Origin of the sequence: Kitasatospora sp. NPDC058406, from assembly GCF_042722765.1 — a bacterium.
GTDB lineage: Bacteria > Actinomycetota > Actinomycetes > Streptomycetales > Streptomycetaceae > Kitasatospora.
Window position 1 is genome coordinate 1 of sequence record NZ_JBHXKE010000112.1, and the last position, 19307, is coordinate 19307.

Sequence of the window (19307 nt, forward strand, 5' to 3'; positions counted from 1 at the left end):
TGCAGATGTCGCAATCCACACCGAGCCAGAAGGCCCTCACTCATTTCAAGATCACCACGCCGTGAGCCCTGTCACCAACCTCCGTGGTCAGTACATCTAGGGCTCGGACGGCCCCGGACGGGCCGGGCGGCTCCGCCCGTGCCCGCCCGCGCCCGCCCCCTCAGCCGTACGAGACCGGCGAGTGCATCTCCCAGAGGAGCAGTTCGGCGCCGCTCTCGCCGGCCGTCGGCGCGGCGAAGGCGTCCCCGGTGATCCGCACGCTGTCGCCCGGCACCATCGAGCGGCCGCCGCCCTGCGGCCCGGGCACCGTGCGGTAGCCGAGCGAACCGGTCGTCAGGTGGGCGTACCGCCAGGCGGCGGCCGGGAGCTCGGGCAGCGGCTGCCACGGCCCTGCCGTCACCAGCCAGAGCGCGGCGTCGCCGCGCCGCAGCCGCAGCGCGTCCGTCCCGGCGTCCCGCGCCAGCCCGGAGGCGAGCAGCGTCAACCCGCCGGTGTCCGGTTCCACCCGGCGCAGCCCGTACGCCGGGGGCGCGTCGAAGGTGTCCGGCTGCAGCCACATCTGCACGAAGCGGACCGGGCCCCCGGCGCCGCCGACGTTCCGCTCGGTGTGGGTGACCCCGGAGCCCGCGCTCAGGTGCTGGACCATGCCGGGGCGGACCACGCCGCCGTGCCCCTCGGAGTCCCGGTGGGCCAGCGCGCCCTCCAGCACCCAGGTGAGGATCTCGGTGTCCCGGTGCTTGTGCTCGTCGTACCCGGCGCCGGGGGAGAGAAGTTCCTCGTTGCAGGCGAGCAGCGCGCCGAAGTGGGTGTTCCTCGGGTCGTAGTGCCCGGAGAACGAGAAGGCGTGCCTGGTCTCGACGCCCTCGGCGGGGGTGGAGACGTAGCGTTCGGCGGTCCGGCGCAGATCGGCGCGCGGACGGGCGGGAGCGTCGGTCACGGCCCCACCGTAGCGTGGTCCGGGGCGCGTTCCCGGGCGCTCCGGACGGGGTGCCGGCGCCGGTCGGCCCGCGACTGTGACGGTTGCCACCGTGCCGCTCCGCCGGGGGGCGTGCACAAGCAGTCACTCCGGTGAGGCAGTCTTGTCCTTGTGCCAGCCGCCTCCGCGAACTCCAAGAGCGATCCGACCGCCAAGCCCGACAAGAGCGGGAAGGCCCCGACGACCGGCGCCGGGAGGGACCGGCCCGGCCGGGCGGCCCCGCGCCTGACCGCGCAGGAGCGCCGGCTCGCCGCCGAACGTGCGGAGCGCCGCGTCGCGACCCTCAAGCGGCTGGAGAAGTCCTCGGGCAAGCTCGCCTCCGCCGCCATCGCGCGGATGGACGACCAGCTCGGCTGGTACCGGCGGATGCCGCCGGAGCACCGCTCCTGGATCGGCCTGGTCGCCCAGGCCGGCATCGCCGCCTTCACCGAGTGGTACCGCAAGCCGGAGGCCCCGCAGGCGATCTCCACCGACGTCTTCGGCACCGCGCCGCGCGAGCTGACCAGGGCGATCACCCTGCGCCAGACGGTCGAGCTGATCCGCACCACGATCGAGGTGATGGAGGAGGCCATCGAGGAGGTCGCCTCCCCCGGCGACGAGGCGGACATGCGCGAGTCGGTGCTGGTCTACGCCCGGGAGATCGCCTTCGCGACCGCCCAGGTGTACGCCCAGGCCGCCGAGGCCCGGGGTGCCTGGGACGCCCGGCTGGAGGCGCTGGTGGTCAACTCGCTGCTCTCCGGGGACGCCGACGAGGGTGTGCTCTCGCGCGCCGCCGCGCTCGGCTGGGGCCAGCCGAGCCAGGTCCGGGTGGTGATGGGCTCGGCTCCGGACGGTGACAGCGAACTCGTGGTCGAGGCGATCCGCCGGGCCGCGCGCTACGCCAAACTGCACGTGCTGACCGGGGTGCTGGGCAAGCGCCTGGTGGTGGTGGTCGGTGGCGACAAGGAGCCGGTGCACGCGGCCCGGGCGCTGATCGGCCAGTTCGCGGCCGGCCCGGTGGTGGTCGGCCCGACCGTGCCGGACCTGCTGTCGGCGACCCGCTCGGCCCACGCCGCCGCGGCCGGCCTGCGGGCCTGCCCGGCCTGGCCGGACGCACCGCGCCCGGTCCTGGCCGACGACCTGCTGCCGGAGCGGGCGCTGGCCGGCGACCAGGCGGCCCGCCAGCAGCTGGTGGAGGAGATCTACACACCGCTCGACGAAGCCGGGTCGGCACTCCTGGAGACCTTGAGTGTCTACCTGGAGCAGGCGTCCTCGCTGGAGGGCGCCGCCCGGATGCTCTTCGTCCACCCGAACACGGTGCGCTACCGGCTTCGACGTGTGACCGACGTCACGGGCTACGCTCCATCAGACGTTCGTTCGGCCTTCACCCTGCGTATCGCACTGGCGCTGGGGCGGCTCACGGCCTCGGGAGAGTCCGGCTGAGCCCGATGTAGGGACCTTACAATCCGGGATGCTTTTCTTCGTTACCGTCGCCTACCCGCCCCCGGGCGCTCGGCGAGAGAGGGTTGAACCGTGCTCGTAATCGTCGCCCCTGGACAGGGTGCCCAGACCCCCGGTTTCCTCAGCCCCTGGCTGGAGCTCGACGGTGTCGCCGACCGCCTCCGCGGCTGGTCGGAGGTCGCCGGGCTCGACCTGGTGCACGCCGGGACCGAGGCGTCCGCCGAGGAGATCAAGGACACCGCCGTCGCCCAGCCACTGCTGGTGGCCGCCGGCCTGGTGACCGCAGGCGTGCTGTTCCCGGACGGGGACACCGCCACCGCACAGGTCGGCGCGGTGGCCGGCCACAGCGTCGGTGAGATCACCGCCGCCGCCTTCGCCGGTGCGCTGACCCCCCACGACGCACTGACCTTCGTACGCGAACGCAGCCTCGCCATGGCCGAGGCCGCCGCGGCCGTCGAGACCGGGATGGCCGCCCTGCTGGGCGGTGACCCGGAGGTCGTCGCGGCCAAGCTGGCCGAACACGGCCTGACCGCGGCCAACAACAACGGCGGCGGCCAGATCGTCGCGGCCGGCACGCTGCCCCAGCTGGACGCCCTCCGGGCGGACCCGCCGGCCGGAGCGCGACTGGTCGCCCTCAAGGTGGCGGGCGCGTTCCACACCACGCACATGGCGCCGGGTGTCGAGCGGCTGGCCAAGCTGGCGCCGACCCTGCCGGTCGCCGACCCGGGGATCACGTACGTGTCCAACCAGGACGGCGAGGTCGTCGCGGCCGGCGACGAGCTGCTGCGCCGCCTGGTGTCGCAGGTCTCCAACCCGGTCCGCTGGGACCTCTGCATGGAGACCCTGCAGCAGCTGGGCGCGACCGCCGTCATCGAGCTCGCCCCGGCGGGCACCCTCACCGGACTGGTCAAGCGCAACCTCAAGGGTGTGGCGTCGCTTGCCCTCAAGACCCCCGCCGACCTGGAGAAGGCCCACGCGCTCATCGCCGAGCACGCCGGCCCGGGCCGGGAGCACAGCGGTCAGGAGCAGGAGCAGCAGGCATGAGCAACACCCCCCAGATCCGTCCGACCACCGGTGCGCAGTACTCGCGCATCCACGGGGTCGGCGGCTACCGCCCGGTCCGGGTGATTCCCAACGCCGAGGTGCTGACCTGGATCGACTCCTCCGACGAGTGGATCCGCACCCGCAGCGGGATCGCCGAGCGCCGTTGGGCCGGCCCGGAGGAGAGCGTCGCCGAGATGTCGGTGCAGGCCGCCGGCAAGGCCATCGCCCAGGCCGGGATCTCCCCCGACCGGATCGGCGCCGTGGTCGTCGCGACCGTCTCGCACCTCAAGCAGACCCCGGCCGTCGCGACCGAGATCGCCGAGCGGCTCGGGTGCGGCACCGCCCCGGCCTTCGACATCTCGGCGGCCTGCGCCGGCTTCGGCTACGGTCTCGGCCTGGCGGACGGCATGGTCCGCGGCGGCAGCGCCGAGTACGTGCTGGTGATCGGCGTGGAGCGGCTCAGCGACCTGACCGACCAGTCGGACCGCTCGACCGCCTTCATCTTCGGTGACGGCGCCGGCGCCGCGGTCGTCGGCCCGTCCGACACGCCCGGCATCGGCAAGGTCATCTGGGGCTCCGACGGCTCGCAGAAGGACGTCATCTCGCAGACCCAGGCCTGGGACACCGCCTTCGCCAAGGAGGGGGCCGTCAACGGCGCGGGCGAGGAGACCAAGTGGCCGGCCCTCCGGATGGAGGGTCAGTCGGTCTTCCGCTGGGCGGTCTGGGAGATGGCCAAGGTGGCCCAGCAGGCGCTGGACGCCGCCGGGATCACCGCCGACCAGCTCGGCGCCTTCATCCCGCACCAGGCCAACATGCGTATCACCGACACCATGATCAAGACCCTGAAGCTCCCGGAGTCCGTGCCGGTCGCCCGCGACATCGCGGAGACCGGCAACACCTCCGCGGCCTCCATCCCCCTGGCGATGGAACGCATGCTGGAGAGCGGCGAGGCCCGTAGCGGCGACCTCGCACTGATCATCGGGTTCGGGGCGGGTCTCGTCTACGCCGCGGCAGTCGTTACGCTCCCCTAGGCGTTTTCGCCCGAACCATCCGCAAACCTGCGTCCGTCCGCCGGGCGGCCGCATTCAACACCGAAGAGGAGCAGCCAGTATGGCTACCAAGGACGAGGTCCTGGAAGGTCTCGCCGAGATCGTCAACGAGATCGCCGGCATCCCGACCGAGGACGTCGAGCTCGACAAGTCCTTCACCGATGACCTGGACGTCGACTCGCTGTCCATGGTCGAGGTCGTCGTGGCCGCCGAAGAGCGCTTCGACGTCAAGATCCCGGACGACGAGGTCAAGAACCTGAAGACCGTCGGCGACGCGGTGAACTACATCCTCACCAACGCCTGAGCGGTCGACTCGTTCGACGCCTGACATCGGCCGGCTCCCTCCGAGTCGGCCGACCCGCCGGCCGGGACGCCCCACCGGGGCGCCCGGCCGGGCTCACCTTCGGCCGCCGCCGACCGCCCCCCGCACGATGTGAGAGAAGAAGATCCAGTGACTGAAAACCGTACCGTGGTCGTCACGGGTATCGGCGCCTTCACGCCGCTGGGCGGCGACGCCGCCACCACGTGGGAGAACCTGGTCGCCGGGCGCTCCGGAGTGGCTGCCCTGACCGAGGAGTGGGCCGCCGACCTGCCCGTCCGGATCGCGGCGCGCACCGCCGTCGAGCCCGGTGAGATCCTCCCCCGCCCGCTGGCCCGCAAGCTGGACCGATCGGCGCAGTTCGCCCTGATCGCCGCCCGCGAGGCCTGGGCCGACGCCGGCTACGAGACCCCGGCCACCGACGAGTCGTCCAAGCTTGCCCCCGAGCGCCTGGGCGCGGTCATCGCCTCCGGCATCGGCGGCGTGACCACCCTCCTCGACCAGTACGACGTGCTGAAGGAGAAGGGCTCCCGCAAGGTCTCCCCGCACACCGTCCCGATGCTGATGCCCAACTCCCCGGCGGCCAACGTCGGCCTGGAGGTCGGCGCCCGCGCGGGTGTGCACACCCCCGTCTCCGCCTGCGCCTCCGGCGCCGAGGCGATCGGCTACGCGATCGAGATGATCCGCACCGGCCGCGCCGACGTCGTGGTGGCCGGCGGCACCGAGGCGGCGATCCACCCGCTGCCGATCGCCGCGTTCGCCAACATGATGGCGATGTCCAAGAGCAACGACGACCCCCAGCGCGCCTCGCGCCCGTACGACAAGGGCCGGGACGGCTTCGTGCTGGGCGAGGGCGCCGGCGTGGTCGTGCTGGAGTCGGTCGAGCACGCCGAGGCCCGCGGTGCCCGGATCTACTGCGAGGCGGTCGGCCAGGGCCTGTCCTCGGACGCCCACCACATCGCGCAGCCCGAGCCGACCGGCGCCGGGGTGGCCCGCGCGCTGGCCGACCTGTTCGAGCGCAACGACCTGGACAAGGCCGAGATCGTGCACGTCAACGCGCACGCCACCTCGACCCCGCAGGGTGACACCGCCGAGCTGAAGGCGCTCCGCAAGGAGCTGGGCGAGGACCTGAACCACATCGCCGTCTCGGCCACCAAGTCGATGACCGGTCACCTGCTGGGCGGCGCCGGCGGCATCGAGACCGTCGCCACCGTGCTGGCCCTGCACCACCGGCTCGCCCCGCCGACCATCAATGTCGACGAGCTGGACGACGACGTGGACGCGGACATCGTCCGCGACGAGCCCCGCAAGCTGCCCGAGGGCCGGATCGCCGCGCTGAACAACTCGTTCGGCTTCGGCGGCCACAACGTGGTGCTGGCCTTCCGCACCCGCTGACGCCCGGCACGTCGAAGGGGCCGGCACCCACCTGGTGGGTGCCGGCCCCTTCGGCACGACCGGTCGGCGTCCTCGGACGCCGGTTCGGCGACGGCGGCTCAGACCACCTGGTGCAGCCAGCGCACCGGGGCCCCCTCGCCGGCGTACCGGAAGGGTTCCAGCTCGTCGTCCCAGGGTTTGCCGAGCAGCATCGCGATCTCGGACTCCAGGTCCGCCCCCTCGCTGCGGGCGCGCAGCAGGACGGCGCGGAGCCGGTCCTCGGGGATCAGGATGTCCCCGTGGATGCCCGTGACGGCATGGAAGATGCCGAGCGAGGGCGTGCTGCTGTACCGCTCGCCCTCCGCCGTGGCGCAGGGCTCGCTGGTGACCTCGTACCGCATCAGCTGCCAGCCGCGCAGTGCGGAGGCGAGCTTCGAGGCCGTACCGGGCTCCCCCTGCCAGGAGAGCTCGGCGCGCCAGTGTCCGGGCGAGGCCGGCTGGCGGATCCAGTCCAGGTTCACCCGCACACCGAGCACCCCCGCGACGGCCCACTCGACGTGCGGGCACAGCGCGCGGGGCGCGGAGTGGACGTACAGGACTCCACGTGTCGTCACCGGGACCTCCAGGCTGTGGACGAGGGTCGCCTTCCCCAGCTGCCTCGCGTTCGTGCCTGCGGTTGATCCACAGTTACCCACGTTAGCCGACATTAAGCCACTAAATTGAGCAAAACGGACAGGCTTTCGCTCAATGCTAGTCGAATCCTCAACGAGGTCCACCCCTCGGCCGGATCTCTCCCCCGAACGGCCCCATCGCCAGGCGGGAACACCGTACCGCGCCGCCCCGCACCATGGATGACGCACTTTCGGATCGGGCCGGAATGCGGTAGTGCGGCCGGATCCCCTCCGCCGGGTACGCAAACCGCCCCGCGCGCCCGGCCGGGGTTCCGGCGGGCGGCGGGGCGGTGCGGAGGCGGCGGGGTGCAGCCCCGGGCCGCGGCGGACGCGGCGTCAGGCGTCCAGCCGGACCACCATCTTGCCGGTGTTGGCGCCGCGCAGCAGGTCCAGGAACGCCTCGGCGGCGTGCTCGAAGCCGTCGACCACGGTCTCCTCGTGGCGCAGGCTCCCGTCCTTCAGCCAGCCGGCGACCTCGGCCACGAACTGCGGCTGCAGTGCCGCGTGGTCGCCCACCAGCATGCCCTCCAGGCGCAGCCGCTTGCCGATCACCAGCGCCAGGTTGCGCGGGGCGGCCGGGGCGGTGGTCTCGTTGTACTGGGCGATGGCGCCGCAGAGGACGGCCCGGCCGTGTGCGCCGAGCGCGCCGATCGCGGCCTCCAGGTGGTCACCGCCGACGTTGTCGAAGTAGAGGTCGATGCCGTCCGGGGCCGCCAGCGCGAGCTGCTCGCGGACCGGGGCGTCCTTGTAGTTGAAGGCGGCGTCGAAGCCGTACTCGTCGACCAGCTTGGTGACCTTCTCCGCCGAGCCGGCCGAGCCGACCACGAGCGAGGCGCCCTTGAGCCGGGCGATCTGGCCGACCATCGAGCCGACGGCGCCGGCCGCGCCGGAGACGAAGACCCGGTCGCCCTCCTTGAGGCCGCCGACCGCCAGCAGGCCCGCGTACGCGGTGAGGCCGGTCATGCCGAGGGTGCCGAGGTAGGCGGAGAGCGGCGCCGCGGCCGGGTCCACCTTGACCGCGCGCTGCGCGGGCAGGGTCGCGTACTCGCGCCAGCCGAGTCCGTGCAGCACGGCGTCGCCCGGGGCGAAGCCCTCCGCCTCGGAGGCGACCACGTAGCCGACGGCGCCACCGTCCATCGCCTCGCCCAGCCGGAACGGCGGGACGTAGGACTTGACGTCGTTCATCCGGCCCCGCATGTAGGGGTCGACCGACAGGAAGGTGTTGCGGACCAGGATCTCGCCCGGGCCCGGGCGCCGGACGGGCGCCTCGACCGGTGCGAAGTCGGTCGGGACCGGCCAGCCCTGGGGGCGGGCGGCGAGGTGCCATTCGCGGGCGGTGGCGGGCGCTTCCTGCTCGGCGGCCATCGAAATACTCCCTACATGAAAGGTTGAGTCAGTGAAGTAACAATGGGCATGAAAGGTTCATGTTGTCAACTTTTCAGGTAGACTACGGGCATGGATACCAAGCCGACCCGGGTCGCCACGCCGCAGCCCGACGAGATCACCCGTGAGGTCGTCGACCTGATGGCCAATCTGGTCGCGCTCTTCCACCGCGAGTACGAGGAGGCCGCCGCCGCCCGCTCCCTCACCGGAGCGCAGGCCAAGGTCCTCGCGCTGCTGCGGCGCGGGCCGATGCCGATGCGCCAGATCGCCCAGACGCTCAGCTGCGAGCCGTCCAACATCACCGGCATCGTCGACCGGCTGGAGTCGCGCGGCTTCGTGACCAGGCAGGCCGACCTGCAGGACCGCCGGGTCAAGCTGGTCGCCGCCACCGACACCGGCGCCACCGCATCCGAGGAGCTCCGCGAGTCGCTCAACTTCGCCCGCGAGCCGCTGGCGGCGCTCGAACCCGAGGAGCGGACCCAGCTGCGCGACCTGCTCAGCCGCATGCTCACGGGCGCCGCCGGCCCCGGTGCGTGAGGAGCATCACAGGCCAGGTGACCGGTCCGGCTGAATTGGCGGCCGATCGGAGGTAACCGAACACTCCCCCGAAACGTCTAACTCTCGAAGACCAGACACGGCCCGTCCGGCGGACCGTGCGGGTGGGAACCGAGAACGGACAACAGGGGGACGGGGCGGATGAGCAGCAGCACGCGCCGACGGCGCATCATACGGACGGCGATAGGACTCGCGGCCGTGCTGGTGCTGTCCGTGGCGGGCGCAGGCGCCTGGTTCTACCACCGGCTCGACACCAACATCACCACGTTCGACCCGGGCGGCGTCGCCACCGAGCGCCCGCCCGCCCCCGTCCCCGCCACCCCGGGCGCCTCCGTCCCGGTCAACGTCCTGCTCCTCGGCTCGGACACCCGCAACGACGGCAACGCCGACCTCGGGGGCGGCGACGAGGGCGTCGGCCACTCCGACACCACGATCCTGCTGCACATCTACGCCGACCGGAAGCACGCCGTCGGGGTCTCCATACCCCGCGACGCCCTGGTGACCATCCCGTCCTGCCGGAAGCCCGACGGCAGCTGGACGACCGCGCGGACCAACCAGATGTTCAACGAGTCGTTCACCGTCGGCGCGTCCCCCAAGGGGAACCCGGCCTGCACGCAGAACACCGTCGAGGCCATGACCGGCCTGCGGATCGACCACACCATCGTGGTCGACTTCAAGGGCGTCGCCGCGATGACCGAGGCGATCAACGGCGTCGACGTCTGCATCCCCAACGACGTCAACTCGCACGACATCAAGCTCAGGAAGGGCATGCAGAAGATCTCCGGCCAGCCGGCCGTGGACTACCTGCGGGCCCGCTACGGCTTCGGCGACAACTCCGACATCGGGCGGATGAAGCGCCAGCAGGCCTTCCTCTCCTCGATGATCCGCAAGATCCAGGGCCTCGGCTTCTCCCTCCCCACCCTGCTCCCGCTGGCCGACGCGGCCACCCGCTCGCTCACCGTGGACGAGGGCCTGGGCACCGCGATGAAGCTGGTGGACTTCGCCCAGTCGCTGCAGCAGATCAAGCTCGCCGACATCACCTTCGTCACCGCCCCCTGGCGGTTCTCCACCGCGAAGCCGGGCCGGATCGACCTCGTCCACCCCGACGTGGACACCCTCTGGCAGCTGCTGCGGGAGGGCCGCACCCTGGACGGGCAGAGCACCGGCCAGGTCGCCGACACCTCGACCGCCGTGCCGTCCGACGCGTCGTCCCCCTCGGCCGCCGCGCCGACCGTCGCCCCCACACCCCTGACGCCCGAGCAGGCGGCCGTGCCGATCACCGTGATCAACGGCGTCGGCACCTCCGGGCTGGCCGGCAGGGGCTCCGAGACGATCCTCGGCAAGGGGTTCCGGAACGTCGCCCTCGGCGCCACCCAGGGCGGCCGGCTGCACACCGAGATCTCCTACGACCCGCCGTTCAGGGCCGCCGCCGAGCAGGTCGCCCAGCTCTTCCCGCAGGCCCGGCTGGTCGAGGAGCCCGGCTCCGAGGGGATCACCGTGATCCTCGGCCGCGACTACCGCCCGGCCGCCGGCCCGGCCGGCACCGCCCCGGGCGTTCCCGGAGTCCCGGGTGTCCCCGGCGGCGCGGCGGCGACCCCCTCCGCCCCGCTGCCGACCGGCGTTCCCACCGGCATAGCCGAGAACAGCCGCACCGCCGACATCGACCCCTGCTTCGACCTGACCTTCGGCTGAGCCGGACGAGCTCTAGGGTCCCTCCACCGGGTCGGGCAGCCCGGTGACCACGGCGGTCAGCCTGGTCCCGGGCGGGAAGGCACCGGCCGCCGCCAGGCCGTACAGGGCGGACAGCAGCTTGGCCACGTAGCGCCGCTCCAGGGCGACGCCGTGCCGCCGCTCGAAGCCGGCCGCGAACTCCTCCAGCGCGGCCGGCACCCGCCCGTACCCGCCCCCGTGGTGGTCGTGGTCGATCCGCCAGCCGGCGAACTCCCGCCCGTACGCCTCCCGGTGGAGCCGGGTCACCTCGTCCTCCAGGTAGCCGGCCCCGCCGCGCAGCACGGCCACGCCCAGCGCCCGAGCGCCCGGGGGCAGCCCGGCCGCGATCCCGGCCAGCGTGCCGCCGGTCCCGACCGGGCAGCAGACCACGTCCCGCTCACCGAGGTCCGTCAGCTCCGCCGCGACCGCCGCCGCACCGCGGGCCGCCAGGGCGTTCGACCCGCCCTCGGGCAGCACCAGGCACGGCCCGAAGCGCCGTTGCAGGCCGGCCGCCACCACCGGGTCCGTCCCGCAGCGCCCGGCCGCCTCCCGGTACTCGGCCCGGGGCAGGAACACCAGCTCCATCCCGGCCGCCTCCGCGGCCCGCAGCGACCAGTTCCGCGGCGCGCGCGCCAGCTCCTCGCCCCGGACCAGTCCGACGCTCTCCAGTCCGAGCGCGCCGGCGGCCACCGCGGTCGCCCGCAGGTGCGTCGAGTAGGCGCCGCCGAAGGTCAGCAGCCGGGTCTCGCCCCGCTCGGCCGCGGCCTCCAGGTTCGGCGTCAGCTTCCGCCACTTGTTCCCCGGCACCAGCGGATGCGCCAGGTCGTCCCGCTTGAGCCGCAGCTCCACGCCGACCCGCGCCAGCGCCTCGTCGGGGCAATTCACGAGGGGTGTCGGCAGCTGTGCGGGTGCGAGCATCCGGTCAGGATACGAGGCCCTCCCGACCCCGCCTGGCAGGCCCATATCAAGGGGAGGTCAAAGGCGGAAAACAGCCCGTCCCCCGGGCACCCCCCGTGTGCTGCGCACACCCACCCATGATTCACACTAGTAGCGGTCGGGATATTCATACTGACCGCTCGATATTCTCAAGTTATCAGCATAATTGTGGGGGAAGCATGTCGATCGCGACACCCGTCAGATCCGCGGACATCCCGGAAAAGACGGGACAGGAAGCTGCCGGGCGGAGGCAGCTTCCCGTACTTCCGGGTGCCCCCCAGCTTCGCCTCGTCGCGGCGCTGGTGCTCCTTCCTCCGCTGTTCCACCTGGTCTCGGCCGACCTGCTGACCTTCGCGCTCGTCTGGTTCGCCGCCGCGTCGCTGATCCGCTCGCAGACCACCGCCCTCGACCGGCTGATGATCTCCGGCGGCCTGCTGATCGGCTGGGCCTGCGCGCTCAGCCTGCTGACCAGTTACTGGCCCTGGGGCCTCCACCCGGTGGCCCTGGCCGAGGCCACCGCGATCCCCCTGGCCGCCGTCGTGCTCGTGCAGGGCCCCCGGCCGGCCCGCCGGCGCGCCCCGCTCCGCGCCCTGCTCCGCCGACTGGTCCCCACCCGGGACTTCCCGCTGCTGCTCACCGTCGCCGCCTCGGGCGCGTTCCTGCTGTACCCGATCCTCCGCCGGGACGCCATCGACCGCCTGGCCACCATCATCACGGCGGAGGACCTCGCCCGGCACGCCGCGCTCTACGACACCATCCTCCGCCTGGGCGGACTCACCTCCCTGCACCAGACCGAGGCCGCCGAGACCGTGACACTGGGCCTCGGCACCTACCCGCAGGGCAGCCACCTGACGATGGCGGTGCTCACCAGCTTCCTCCACGGCGGCACCGCCCGGGGCTCGGGGCTCGCCCAGATCTCGCTCTTCGTCGCCCTGTTCGCCGTCGTCACCGCCGGTCTCACCGCCGCCCTCCTCTGGGCCGTGCAGCGGGCCGCAGGCCCGGCGCTGCGCGGCTGGCGGGGCCTGGCCCTCGCCGTACCGATGGCCGTCTACCTGGTCGTCGCCGAGCTGCCCCGGATGCACGGCCGCGGCTTCCTGAGCGAGATCTTCGCCCTCGGGCTGCTCGCCCTGCTGGTCGCCCTGGCGATCCGGCCGCTCAGCCGGACCCGGGAACAGGTCGTGGCGCTCGGCGCCCTGGCGGTCGGCGTCTCCTTCGGCCACTACCTGCTGCTGCCGGTGGCCGCCACCACGGTGCTCGCCTGGGCCGTCGTGCACTGGCGCGGCTGGCGCCGCCACTGGCCCACCGTGCTGGCCACCTCCCTGGCGGCCGGCGCCCTCGTGCTGTTCCCCCCGTTCGTCAACGCCAAGTCGGCCGGTTCGGCGGACGTGCTCACCCTGCCGGGCGGCATCGGCCCGGTCGGCCGGCACCTGCTCCTGCCCGTCGTCGTGGCCGCCTTCGCGGCGCTGCTGACCCGGCGTTCGCTCGCCAACAAGCCCCGCCGGGTCGCCCTGATCACCCTCGCCTCGGTCTCGGCGCTCTGCTTCGGCGTGATGGAGTACCAGCTGATCACGGTCGGCTCGACCTCCTACTTCTACGAGAAGATGATCCACCAGCTGCTGGTGATCGGGGTGATCTGCTTCGGCGCCGCCCTGCTGCCGATGCTCGGCCGCCGGGTGATCGCCGGCCGGAGCGACCCGGCGGCGCCGGGTGCGCACCGGGCCCCCTCGGCCCGGCTCCGCCGCGGGCTGGCCGTGCTGACGGCCACGGGCTGCCTGGGCTTCACCGTCCTCAGCAACGCCAACCCCGAGGTCGGCCCGCAGGGCTGGCAGGGCAGCCCCGGACGGGCGCTGCTGCGCGGCGAGGGCTCCCGCCCCGGGATCGCCGAACGGATCGCCGTGATCGCCGCCCACCACCCCCAGGACGGCCGGGTCGCGGTCTCGCTCGCCGGTACCCGCGCCTGGAACGAGCCGATCGAGGACTGGGGCTCGGCCGAGGACAACATCTGGCTCAGTGTGATGAACCGGAACCAGGGCCGCGCCTGGGAGCCGTGGGCCTGGTCGCTCACCCGCCGCAGTGCCGAGGAGATCGTGAAGTTCACCGAGGCGTCCGCCGCTCCCCTGCGGTTCTACGTCGACGACACCTCGCCGCTGGTCGCCGACCTCAAGGCGCTGTCGGCCGGCGGCAAGCACCCGGCCCTGGCGTTGTCCGTCCTCAAGCGCGACGGGCACGGCGCCCTGACCGTCCAGCCGGTCAAGCTCGGCTGAGCCGCGCGGACACCGCACCGAAGGCCGTGGGGCCGTCACCGGACACCGGTGGCGGCCCCACGGCGTCGTGACGCCCGGACAGGGGCACGGAGGGCCGGAACCGGGCCGAGGGGCCGCGGACAGGCGGGCGCAGGCAGCCGGACGGCGGAGCATCGGAGCGCGGAGCGGGGCCGGAGGTGCGGCGGCCGGGCGTCAACGCGCCCCCGGCGCGGACCTGTTCGAGTGATTCCCGGCCTGTCGGTGCGGTCGGCGGTGCCGCCGGTCACTAGAGTTCGTGCAGATGACCGCACCTGGTCAAACCCGGCACTCCGGGCGAAACGGCGAAGGTGGGGCGGGTGGGACTCGAACCCACGACCAAGGGATTATGAGTCCCCTGCTCTAACCGGCTGAGCTACCGCCCCGGTTCGCAGCACGCGACGGGTCACCCGGTCGCGGCAGCAGCAGACGGCCCCGAAAGGCCGTCCCGGGCAGCATAGCCGGTCGATCACCCGTGGTGCGCGCCGGGGGCGCACATGGGTGCGCGCAGTTCGACGGCGAAGCGGACGGGCCGACAGGCCCCCCGAACGGCGGGAACCGCCCGGACGACCGGCCCCCGACCGAAGGGGCCGGCGGACGGATGACGGGGCGTGGGACGGCGACGGTGGCGCAGCCCGGCCCGGCCTGATAGATCTTCCTCACGAACGGCGGAACGCACGAACCTCGATGCCCGCCCCGAGGACGAGACGGAGCCCCCGATGGACTCCCGCCCGGTACGGCCCGCGCGCGCGGCCAGAACGGCCGCGACGGCCGCCCTGCTGCTCGCCGCAGCCATCGCCTGCGGCGGGAGCGGGCAGGAGCGGACGGCCGACGTGGCGCCGCCGAACCCGGCCGGGGACCGGGTCGGCACCCTCTCGATCCGCACCCCGCAGGGGCCCCGCGCGTGCACGGCGAGCGTGGTGCAGAGCCCCGGGCGCAATCTGCTGGTGACCGCCGCGCACTGCGTGCAGAGCCGCCGGATCGGCCTGCTGGACGGCCTGGTGTTCACCCCCGGCTATCGCAACGGGTACTCGCCGTACGGGAGTTGGCCGGTGGAGTCGGTCACCGTCGATCCGCGCTGGGCGTACGACGACGATCCCGAGTACGACGTGGCGTTCGTCACCGTGCGGGCGGTCGGCGGCCGGGAGGTGGAGGACGCGGTCGGCGGCAACCCGCTCGGCACCGACCAGGGCTTCGGGCTGGCGGTGTCGGTCACCGGCTACCCCAACGAGCAGGACGAGCCGATCACCTGTTCGGGCCTGACCAGCTCGCAGAGTCCCACCCAGGAGCGGTTCGACTGCGGCGGCTACACCGACGGCACCAGCGGCAGCCCGTGGGTCACCACGACCGGCCGGGTGATCGGCGTGATCGGCGGCTACCAGGAGGGCGGCGAGACGCCGGGCACCTCGTACAGCGTGACCTTCGACGACCGGGTCACCGAGCTGTACCGGCAGGCCACCGAGTGACACCGCCCACCCCGGCGGGAACGCCCGGGAACGTGTCGGACAACACGAAGGCCCCCCGGTCTACCGAGGGGCCTTCGCTCTGAGCAGTCACCGGGCGGAGCCGGTGAAGCTCCCGCAATTGGACTCGAACCAATAACCTGCCGATTAACAGTCGGCTGCTCTGCCAATTGAGCTATGCGGGATCGCGGTCCTTGCGCACCACGAACGGGACGACGACCCAGGAGGGCCGACACCCGAGCTCCCCCAATTGGACTCGAACCAATAACCTGCCGATTAACAGTCGGCTGCTCTGCCAATTGAGCTATGGGGGATCAAGCTTCCGCTCCGGCTCCCGGTCTCCCGGGCTCCTCGGCGCTCGCTGCGGGACATACATTAGCGCACTCGGGGGGGTGGTCCGCCAATCGCTTTCCCCGGCAGCCCCGCCGGCGACCCCGCCCGGCGCGCCCGACGCGCGCCCGGCACACCGCGCGGGAGATGCTGGGGTCACCGACGGTTCACCGTCCCGACGGACGGGTAGGGCAATGCGGCAATGGCCGCCAGGAGAGGGTGGAATCCGATCATGTGGAAGCTGTCGTTCGGCGTCGGACTCGCGACGGGCTATGTCCTGGGCACGCGGGCCGGGCGCCGACGCTACGAGCAGATCGCCAGGATCACCCGGCAGGTCGCCCAGAACCCCAAGGTCCAGGGCGCGGCCGACAAGGCGAAGCAGCAGGCCGGCGCGGTCGCCGGAAAGGCCGCCGGGGCCGTCGCGGACAAGGTCGGCGACCGGCTCCCGAACGCCGTCACCGACCGGGTGCCGTACCTCAGCCGGCCCAAGGCCGAGGACGACAGCTGGGGCACCTCCCGGCCGTGAGACCGGCGGTCCGCGAAGCCCGTGGACCCCTCCCGTGACGGGTGGGTGACACGACGGTGACGGCCCGCCGTCCGCCGCCTCCCGGACGCGGTACCGAACGGGCAACACTTCCCCGGTCGGGCCGCGTCCGGACGGCCGCTGAGGCATGATCTCGATATGGCCATCGTCGCGGGGATAGACAGCTCGACGGGTCGCACCCGGATCGTCGCGTGCGACTCCGGGACCGGCGCGGTACTGCGGTCCGGCAAGGCACCCCACCCCGTACCGGACGACCCGGACGCCCGGCCCGGCGAGGCCGACCCGCAGATCTGGCTGCACTCGCTGGGCGACGCCGCCGCCGGCGGCCTCCTGGAGGGCGTCCGGGCGATCGGCGTCAGCGCGCAGCAGCACGGGATGATCGGCCTGGACGCCGGCGGGGTGCTGGTCCGGCCCGCCATCCTCTGGAACGACCCGCGCTCCAGCGGCGCCGCCGCCGCCCTGCTGGACGCGCTCGGCGGCCCGGCCGCCTGGACCGCCGCGATCGGCGCCGTCCCCGCCCCCAGCTACACCGTCGCCAAGCTGCGCTGGCTGGCCGAGTTCGAACCGGCCAACGCCCGGCGGATCGCCGAGGTGCTCCTGCCCCACGACTGGCTGGTCTGGCAACTGCTCGGCCACCCCAAGCGGCGCACCACCGACCGCGGTGACGCCTCCGGCACCGGCTACTGGTCCCCGATCAGCGGCGAGTACCGGCAGGACCTCGTGAAGCTCGCGCTCGGCCACGAGCTGCGGCTGCCGCACGTGCTCGACCCGGCCGAACCCGCCGGACACACTCCCGAGGGCCTGCTGATCTCGGCCGGCACCGGCGACAACATGGCCGCCGCGCTCGGGCTCGGCCTCGGCCCCGGCGACGCGGTGGTCTCGCTCGGCAGCGCCGGCACGATCTTCGCCGTGCACGAGCGGGCCGTGGTCGACGCCACCGGCCTGGTCTCCTCGTTCGCCGACGCCACCGGCCGCCACCTGCCGATGGTCGCCACCCTGAACGCCGCCCAGGTGCTCCGCTCCACCGCCGCCCTGCTCGGCTGCGACCTGGAGGGCCTCAGCGACCTGGCCCTGCAGTCCTCCCCCGGCGCGTACGGCCTGGTGCTGCTCCCCTACCTGGACGGCGAGCGGACGCCCGCGCTGCCGCACGCGGCCGGCACCCTGACCGGGATGCGGGCCGAGTCGATGGCCCCCCGGCACCTGGCCCGGGCCGCCGTCGAGGGCATGCTCTGCAACAGCGCGGACGCCCTGGACGTGCTGCGCGCGCAGGGCATCGAGGTGAAGCGGGTCTTCCTGCTCGGAGCGACCGGCCGGCTGCCCGCCGTCCGGCAGATCGCGCCGCAGCTGTTCGGCGTCCCCGTCGTCGTCCCGCCGCCCGGCGCGCACGCGGCCCGCGGCGCCGCCAGGCAGGCCGCCTGGGCGCTCGCCGGCACCCCCGAGCCGCCGCGCTGGGAGCTCCCGGAGGCCGTCACCGTCACCCCCGACGCCGAGCAGGACCTGCCGATCGGCTCGGGCGTGCGCCAGCAGTACCGGGCCGCCCGCGATCAGATCCACCCGGAGACGGCCGGCTGAGACGTCCCACCCCCGGGTGGTGGACCGCGGCGCGCGGATGCGCCGGCCCCGAGCCGATGGCAGGTTGGGAGGGGACGCGGCCACCGGACGGAAGGGCGGCAGATCCCATGGCACTGCACAAGGGGGCCGGAGACGACCGCCGGCTGACCGTCAACCCGTTCGTCGGCGCCGCCGACCCGCTCGGCGGGATGGAACTGGCACCGCCGCTGCACCGGCTCTCCGACGGCCCCGTCCCCGCCGACACGGCGTACCAGCTGATCCACGACGAGCTGATGCTGGACGGCAACGCCCGGCTCAACCTGGCGACCTTCGTCACCACCTCGATGGAGGTCCAGGCCACCCGGCTGATGACCGAATGCCTCGACAAGAACATGATCGACAAGGACGAGTACCCGCAGACCGCCGAACTGGAGCGGCGCTGCGTGGCGATCCTCGCCGACCTCTGGCACGCGCCCGACCCGGACACCGCCGTCGGCTGCTCCACCACCGGCTCCAGCGAGGCCTGCATGCTGGCCGGCCTCGCCCTCAAGCGCCGCTGGATGCGCCGCAACGCCGAGCGCTACGCGGCCGGTGCCCGGCCCAACCTCGTGATGGGCGTCAACGTCCAGGTCTGCTGGGAGAAGTTCTGCACCTTCTGGGAGGTCGAGGCCCGCACCGCCCCCATGGAGGGCGACCGCTTCCACCTCGGCGCCGAGCAGGCGGTGGCGCTCTGCGACGAGGACACCGTCGGCGTGGTCGGCGTGCTCGGCTCGACCTTCGACGGCTCCTACGAACCGGTGGCCGAGATCTGCGCCGCCCTCGACGACCTCCAGCGGCGCACGGGCCTGGACGTCCCGGTCCACGTGGACGGCGCCTCCGGGGCCATGGTCGCCCCGTTCCTGGACGAGGACCTGACGTGGGACTTCCGGCTGCCCCGGGTCGCCTCGATCAACACCTCCGGCCACAAGTTCGGGCTGGTCTACCCCGGAGTCGGCTGGGCGCTCTGGCGCGACCACGAGGCGCTCCCCGAGGAGCTGGTGTTCCGGGTCAACTACCTGGGCGGCGAGATGCCGACCTTCGCGCTGAACTTCTCCCGGCCCGGTGCCGAGGTGATCGCGCAGTACTACACCTTCCTGCGGCTCGGCCGGGGCGGCTTCCGGGCCGTGCAGGGAGCCTGCCGGGAGGTGGCCACCTACCTGGCCGGGCGGATCGAGGCGCTCGGCGGCTTCCGGCTGCTGACCCGGGGCGACGAGCTGCCGGTCTTCGCCTTCACCACCACCGGTGACGTGCCGTTCGACGTCTTCGACGTGTCGCGGCGGCTGAGGGAGCGCGGCTGGCAGGTGCCCGCCTACACCTTCCCGGCGAACCGGGAGGACCTCTCGGTCCTGCGGGTGGTCTGCCGCAACGGGTTCTCCCGCGACCTCGCGGACCTGCTGCTCGGCGACCTCGAACGGCTGCTGCCGGAGCTGCGCAGCCAGCCGGTCCCGCTGAAGGAGATGGGAGTGCCGGTCCGGTCGGGCTTCCACCACTGACGGCCCCGCGCCGGCGGCGACGCAGGCGGCAGGCGAACGACGGACGTCAGGCGCGACAGACGCGGTAGACGGACGACGGGACGGTGGGCTCGGGCAAGCGCTCGACCCCGCGCGGGGGGTGAGTGTCGCGGCGGGGAGGGCTGCACTGAAG

General features: G+C 73.2%; 16 protein-coding genes and 3 tRNA genes. 12 read left to right on the forward strand and 7 right to left on the reverse strand.

What is annotated here, in order from left to right; genetic code table 11:
- Positions 1 to 160: 160 nt before the first annotated feature.
- Complete coding sequence (locus ACFWOG_RS22235; protein WP_329878985.1) at positions 161 to 937, reverse strand: pirin family protein; 777 nt, start codon at positions 935 to 937, stop codon at positions 161 to 163.
- A 264-nt stretch (positions 938 to 1201) separates the two neighbouring features.
- Between ACFWOG_RS22235 and ACFWOG_RS22240 the strand changes: the two genes are divergently transcribed.
- The 5 genes from ACFWOG_RS22240 to fabF all read left to right on the forward strand — a co-directional run bounded on the left by ACFWOG_RS22240 (position 1202) and on the right by fabF (position 6223).
- Complete coding sequence (locus ACFWOG_RS22240) at positions 1202 to 2398, forward strand: helix-turn-helix domain-containing protein (RefSeq protein ID WP_329879032.1); 1197 nt, start codon at positions 1202 to 1204, stop codon at positions 2396 to 2398.
- A 90-nt stretch (positions 2399 to 2488) separates the two neighbouring features.
- A complete protein-coding gene (locus ACFWOG_RS22245) occupies positions 2489 to 3460 on the forward strand; it encodes an ACP S-malonyltransferase (protein WP_329878986.1) in 972 nt (323 codons plus the stop codon).
- Positions 3457 to 4491 carry a beta-ketoacyl-ACP synthase III gene (locus ACFWOG_RS22250; RefSeq protein ID WP_329878987.1) on the forward strand — a complete coding sequence of 345 codons (1035 nt, stop codon included), beginning with the start codon at positions 3457 to 3459 and terminating at the stop codon, positions 4489 to 4491. Before ACFWOG_RS22245 ends, ACFWOG_RS22250 begins: the two co-directional genes overlap by 4 nt.
- A gap of 79 nt (positions 4492 to 4570) precedes the next feature.
- Positions 4571 to 4813 carry an acyl carrier protein gene (locus tag ACFWOG_RS22255; protein WP_030310143.1) on the forward strand — a complete coding sequence of 81 codons (243 nt, stop codon included), beginning with the start codon at positions 4571 to 4573 and terminating at the stop codon, positions 4811 to 4813.
- 147 nt (positions 4814 to 4960) lie between these two features.
- Positions 4961 to 6223 (forward strand): beta-ketoacyl-ACP synthase II, encoded by a 1263-nt coding sequence (gene fabF / locus ACFWOG_RS22260; RefSeq protein ID WP_329878988.1) that lies wholly within the window; start codon positions 4961 to 4963, stop codon positions 6221 to 6223.
- 98 nt (positions 6224 to 6321) lie between these two features.
- Here the strand turns inward: fabF and ACFWOG_RS22265 are convergent, their stop codons facing one another.
- Positions 6322 to 6816 (reverse strand): DUF3145 domain-containing protein, encoded by a 495-nt coding sequence (locus tag ACFWOG_RS22265; RefSeq protein WP_329878989.1) that lies wholly within the window; start codon positions 6814 to 6816, stop codon positions 6322 to 6324.
- Positions 6817 to 7209: 393 nt separating this feature from the next.
- The gene (locus ACFWOG_RS22270; RefSeq protein WP_380360521.1) at positions 7210 to 8238 is read right to left on the reverse strand and encodes an NADP-dependent oxidoreductase; all 1029 of its coding nucleotides are present in this window, start codon (positions 8236 to 8238) and stop codon (positions 7210 to 7212) included.
- A gap of 90 nt (positions 8239 to 8328) precedes the next feature.
- On the opposite strand from ACFWOG_RS22270, the gene ACFWOG_RS22275 reads away from it, so the two are divergent.
- Positions 8329 to 8793 (forward strand): MarR family transcriptional regulator, encoded by a 465-nt coding sequence (locus ACFWOG_RS22275; protein ID WP_329951535.1) that lies wholly within the window; start codon positions 8329 to 8331, stop codon positions 8791 to 8793.
- 159 nt (positions 8794 to 8952) lie between these two features.
- Entirely contained in the window at positions 8953 to 10503 is a 1551-nt protein-coding gene (locus ACFWOG_RS22280) for an LCP family protein (RefSeq protein WP_329951534.1), read from the forward strand.
- A 12-nt stretch (positions 10504 to 10515) separates the two neighbouring features.
- On the opposite strand, the gene ACFWOG_RS22285 is transcribed toward ACFWOG_RS22280, so the two are convergent.
- Positions 10516 to 11439 carry a pyridoxal-phosphate dependent enzyme gene (locus tag ACFWOG_RS22285; protein WP_329951533.1) on the reverse strand — a complete coding sequence of 308 codons (924 nt, stop codon included), beginning with the start codon at positions 11437 to 11439 and terminating at the stop codon, positions 10516 to 10518.
- A gap of 320 nt (positions 11440 to 11759) precedes the next feature.
- Between ACFWOG_RS22285 and ACFWOG_RS22290 the strand changes: the two genes are divergently transcribed.
- The gene (locus ACFWOG_RS22290; RefSeq protein WP_380360524.1) at positions 11760 to 13721 is read left to right on the forward strand and encodes a hypothetical protein; all 1962 of its coding nucleotides are present in this window, start codon (positions 11760 to 11762) and stop codon (positions 13719 to 13721) included.
- Positions 13722 to 14048: 327 nt separating this feature from the next.
- Here the strand turns inward: ACFWOG_RS22290 and ACFWOG_RS22295 are convergent.
- A tRNA-Ile gene (locus ACFWOG_RS22295) sits at positions 14049 to 14122 on the reverse strand.
- 333 nt (positions 14123 to 14455) lie between these two features.
- Here ACFWOG_RS22295 and ACFWOG_RS22300 point away from each other — a divergent pair.
- Positions 14456 to 15202: a trypsin-like serine peptidase gene (locus tag ACFWOG_RS22300; RefSeq protein ID WP_380360526.1), complete on the forward strand. Its 747-nt coding sequence runs from the start codon at positions 14456 to 14458 to the stop codon at positions 15200 to 15202.
- 109 nt (positions 15203 to 15311) lie between these two features.
- Here ACFWOG_RS22300 and ACFWOG_RS22305 read toward each other — a convergent pair.
- Together ACFWOG_RS22305 and ACFWOG_RS22310 are read right to left on the reverse strand one after the other, a co-directional pair.
- Positions 15312 to 15384: transfer RNA gene (locus ACFWOG_RS22305), tRNA-Asn, on the reverse strand.
- A gap of 56 nt (positions 15385 to 15440) precedes the next feature.
- A tRNA-Asn gene (locus tag ACFWOG_RS22310) sits at positions 15441 to 15513 on the reverse strand.
- A gap of 248 nt (positions 15514 to 15761) precedes the next feature.
- Here ACFWOG_RS22310 and ACFWOG_RS22315 point away from each other — a divergent pair.
- From ACFWOG_RS22315 to ACFWOG_RS22325, 3 genes are all read left to right on the forward strand, one after another.
- Positions 15762 to 16055 (forward strand): hypothetical protein, encoded by a 294-nt coding sequence (locus tag ACFWOG_RS22315; protein ID WP_380360528.1) that lies wholly within the window; start codon positions 15762 to 15764, stop codon positions 16053 to 16055.
- 156 nt (positions 16056 to 16211) lie between these two features.
- Positions 16212 to 17645 (forward strand): FGGY family carbohydrate kinase, encoded by a 1434-nt coding sequence (locus tag ACFWOG_RS22320; RefSeq protein WP_380360530.1) that lies wholly within the window; start codon positions 16212 to 16214, stop codon positions 17643 to 17645.
- A 107-nt stretch (positions 17646 to 17752) separates the two neighbouring features.
- Positions 17753 to 19156, forward strand: a complete 1404-nt coding sequence (locus tag ACFWOG_RS22325; protein WP_329878997.1) for a glutamate decarboxylase — start codon at positions 17753 to 17755, stop codon at positions 19154 to 19156.
- Positions 19157 to 19307: the final 151 nt, after the last annotated feature.

Coding starts and splice junctions, on each gene's coding strand:
- ACFWOG_RS22300 (WP_380360526.1), top strand. CDS start 14,456: ATGGACTCCCGCCCGGTACGGCCCGCGCGCGCGGCCAGAACGGCCGCG.
- ACFWOG_RS22285 (WP_329951533.1), bottom strand. CDS start 11,439: ATGCTCGCACCCGCACAGCTGCCGACACCCCTCGTGAATTGCCCCGAC.
- ACFWOG_RS22255 (WP_030310143.1), top strand. CDS start 4,571: ATGGCTACCAAGGACGAGGTCCTGGAAGGTCTCGCCGAGATCGTCAAC.
- ACFWOG_RS22280 (WP_329951534.1), top strand. CDS start 8,953: ATGAGCAGCAGCACGCGCCGACGGCGCATCATACGGACGGCGATAGGA.
- ACFWOG_RS22250 (WP_329878987.1), top strand. CDS start 3,457: ATGAGCAACACCCCCCAGATCCGTCCGACCACCGGTGCGCAGTACTCG.
- ACFWOG_RS22315 (WP_380360528.1), top strand. CDS start 15,762: ATGTGGAAGCTGTCGTTCGGCGTCGGACTCGCGACGGGCTATGTCCTG.
- ACFWOG_RS22320 (WP_380360530.1), top strand. CDS start 16,212: ATGGCCATCGTCGCGGGGATAGACAGCTCGACGGGTCGCACCCGGATC.
- ACFWOG_RS22270 (WP_380360521.1), bottom strand. CDS start 8,238: ATGGCCGCCGAGCAGGAAGCGCCCGCCACCGCCCGCGAATGGCACCTC.
- ACFWOG_RS22275 (WP_329951535.1), top strand. CDS start 8,329: ATGGATACCAAGCCGACCCGGGTCGCCACGCCGCAGCCCGACGAGATC.
- ACFWOG_RS22325 (WP_329878997.1), top strand. CDS start 17,753: ATGGCACTGCACAAGGGGGCCGGAGACGACCGCCGGCTGACCGTCAAC.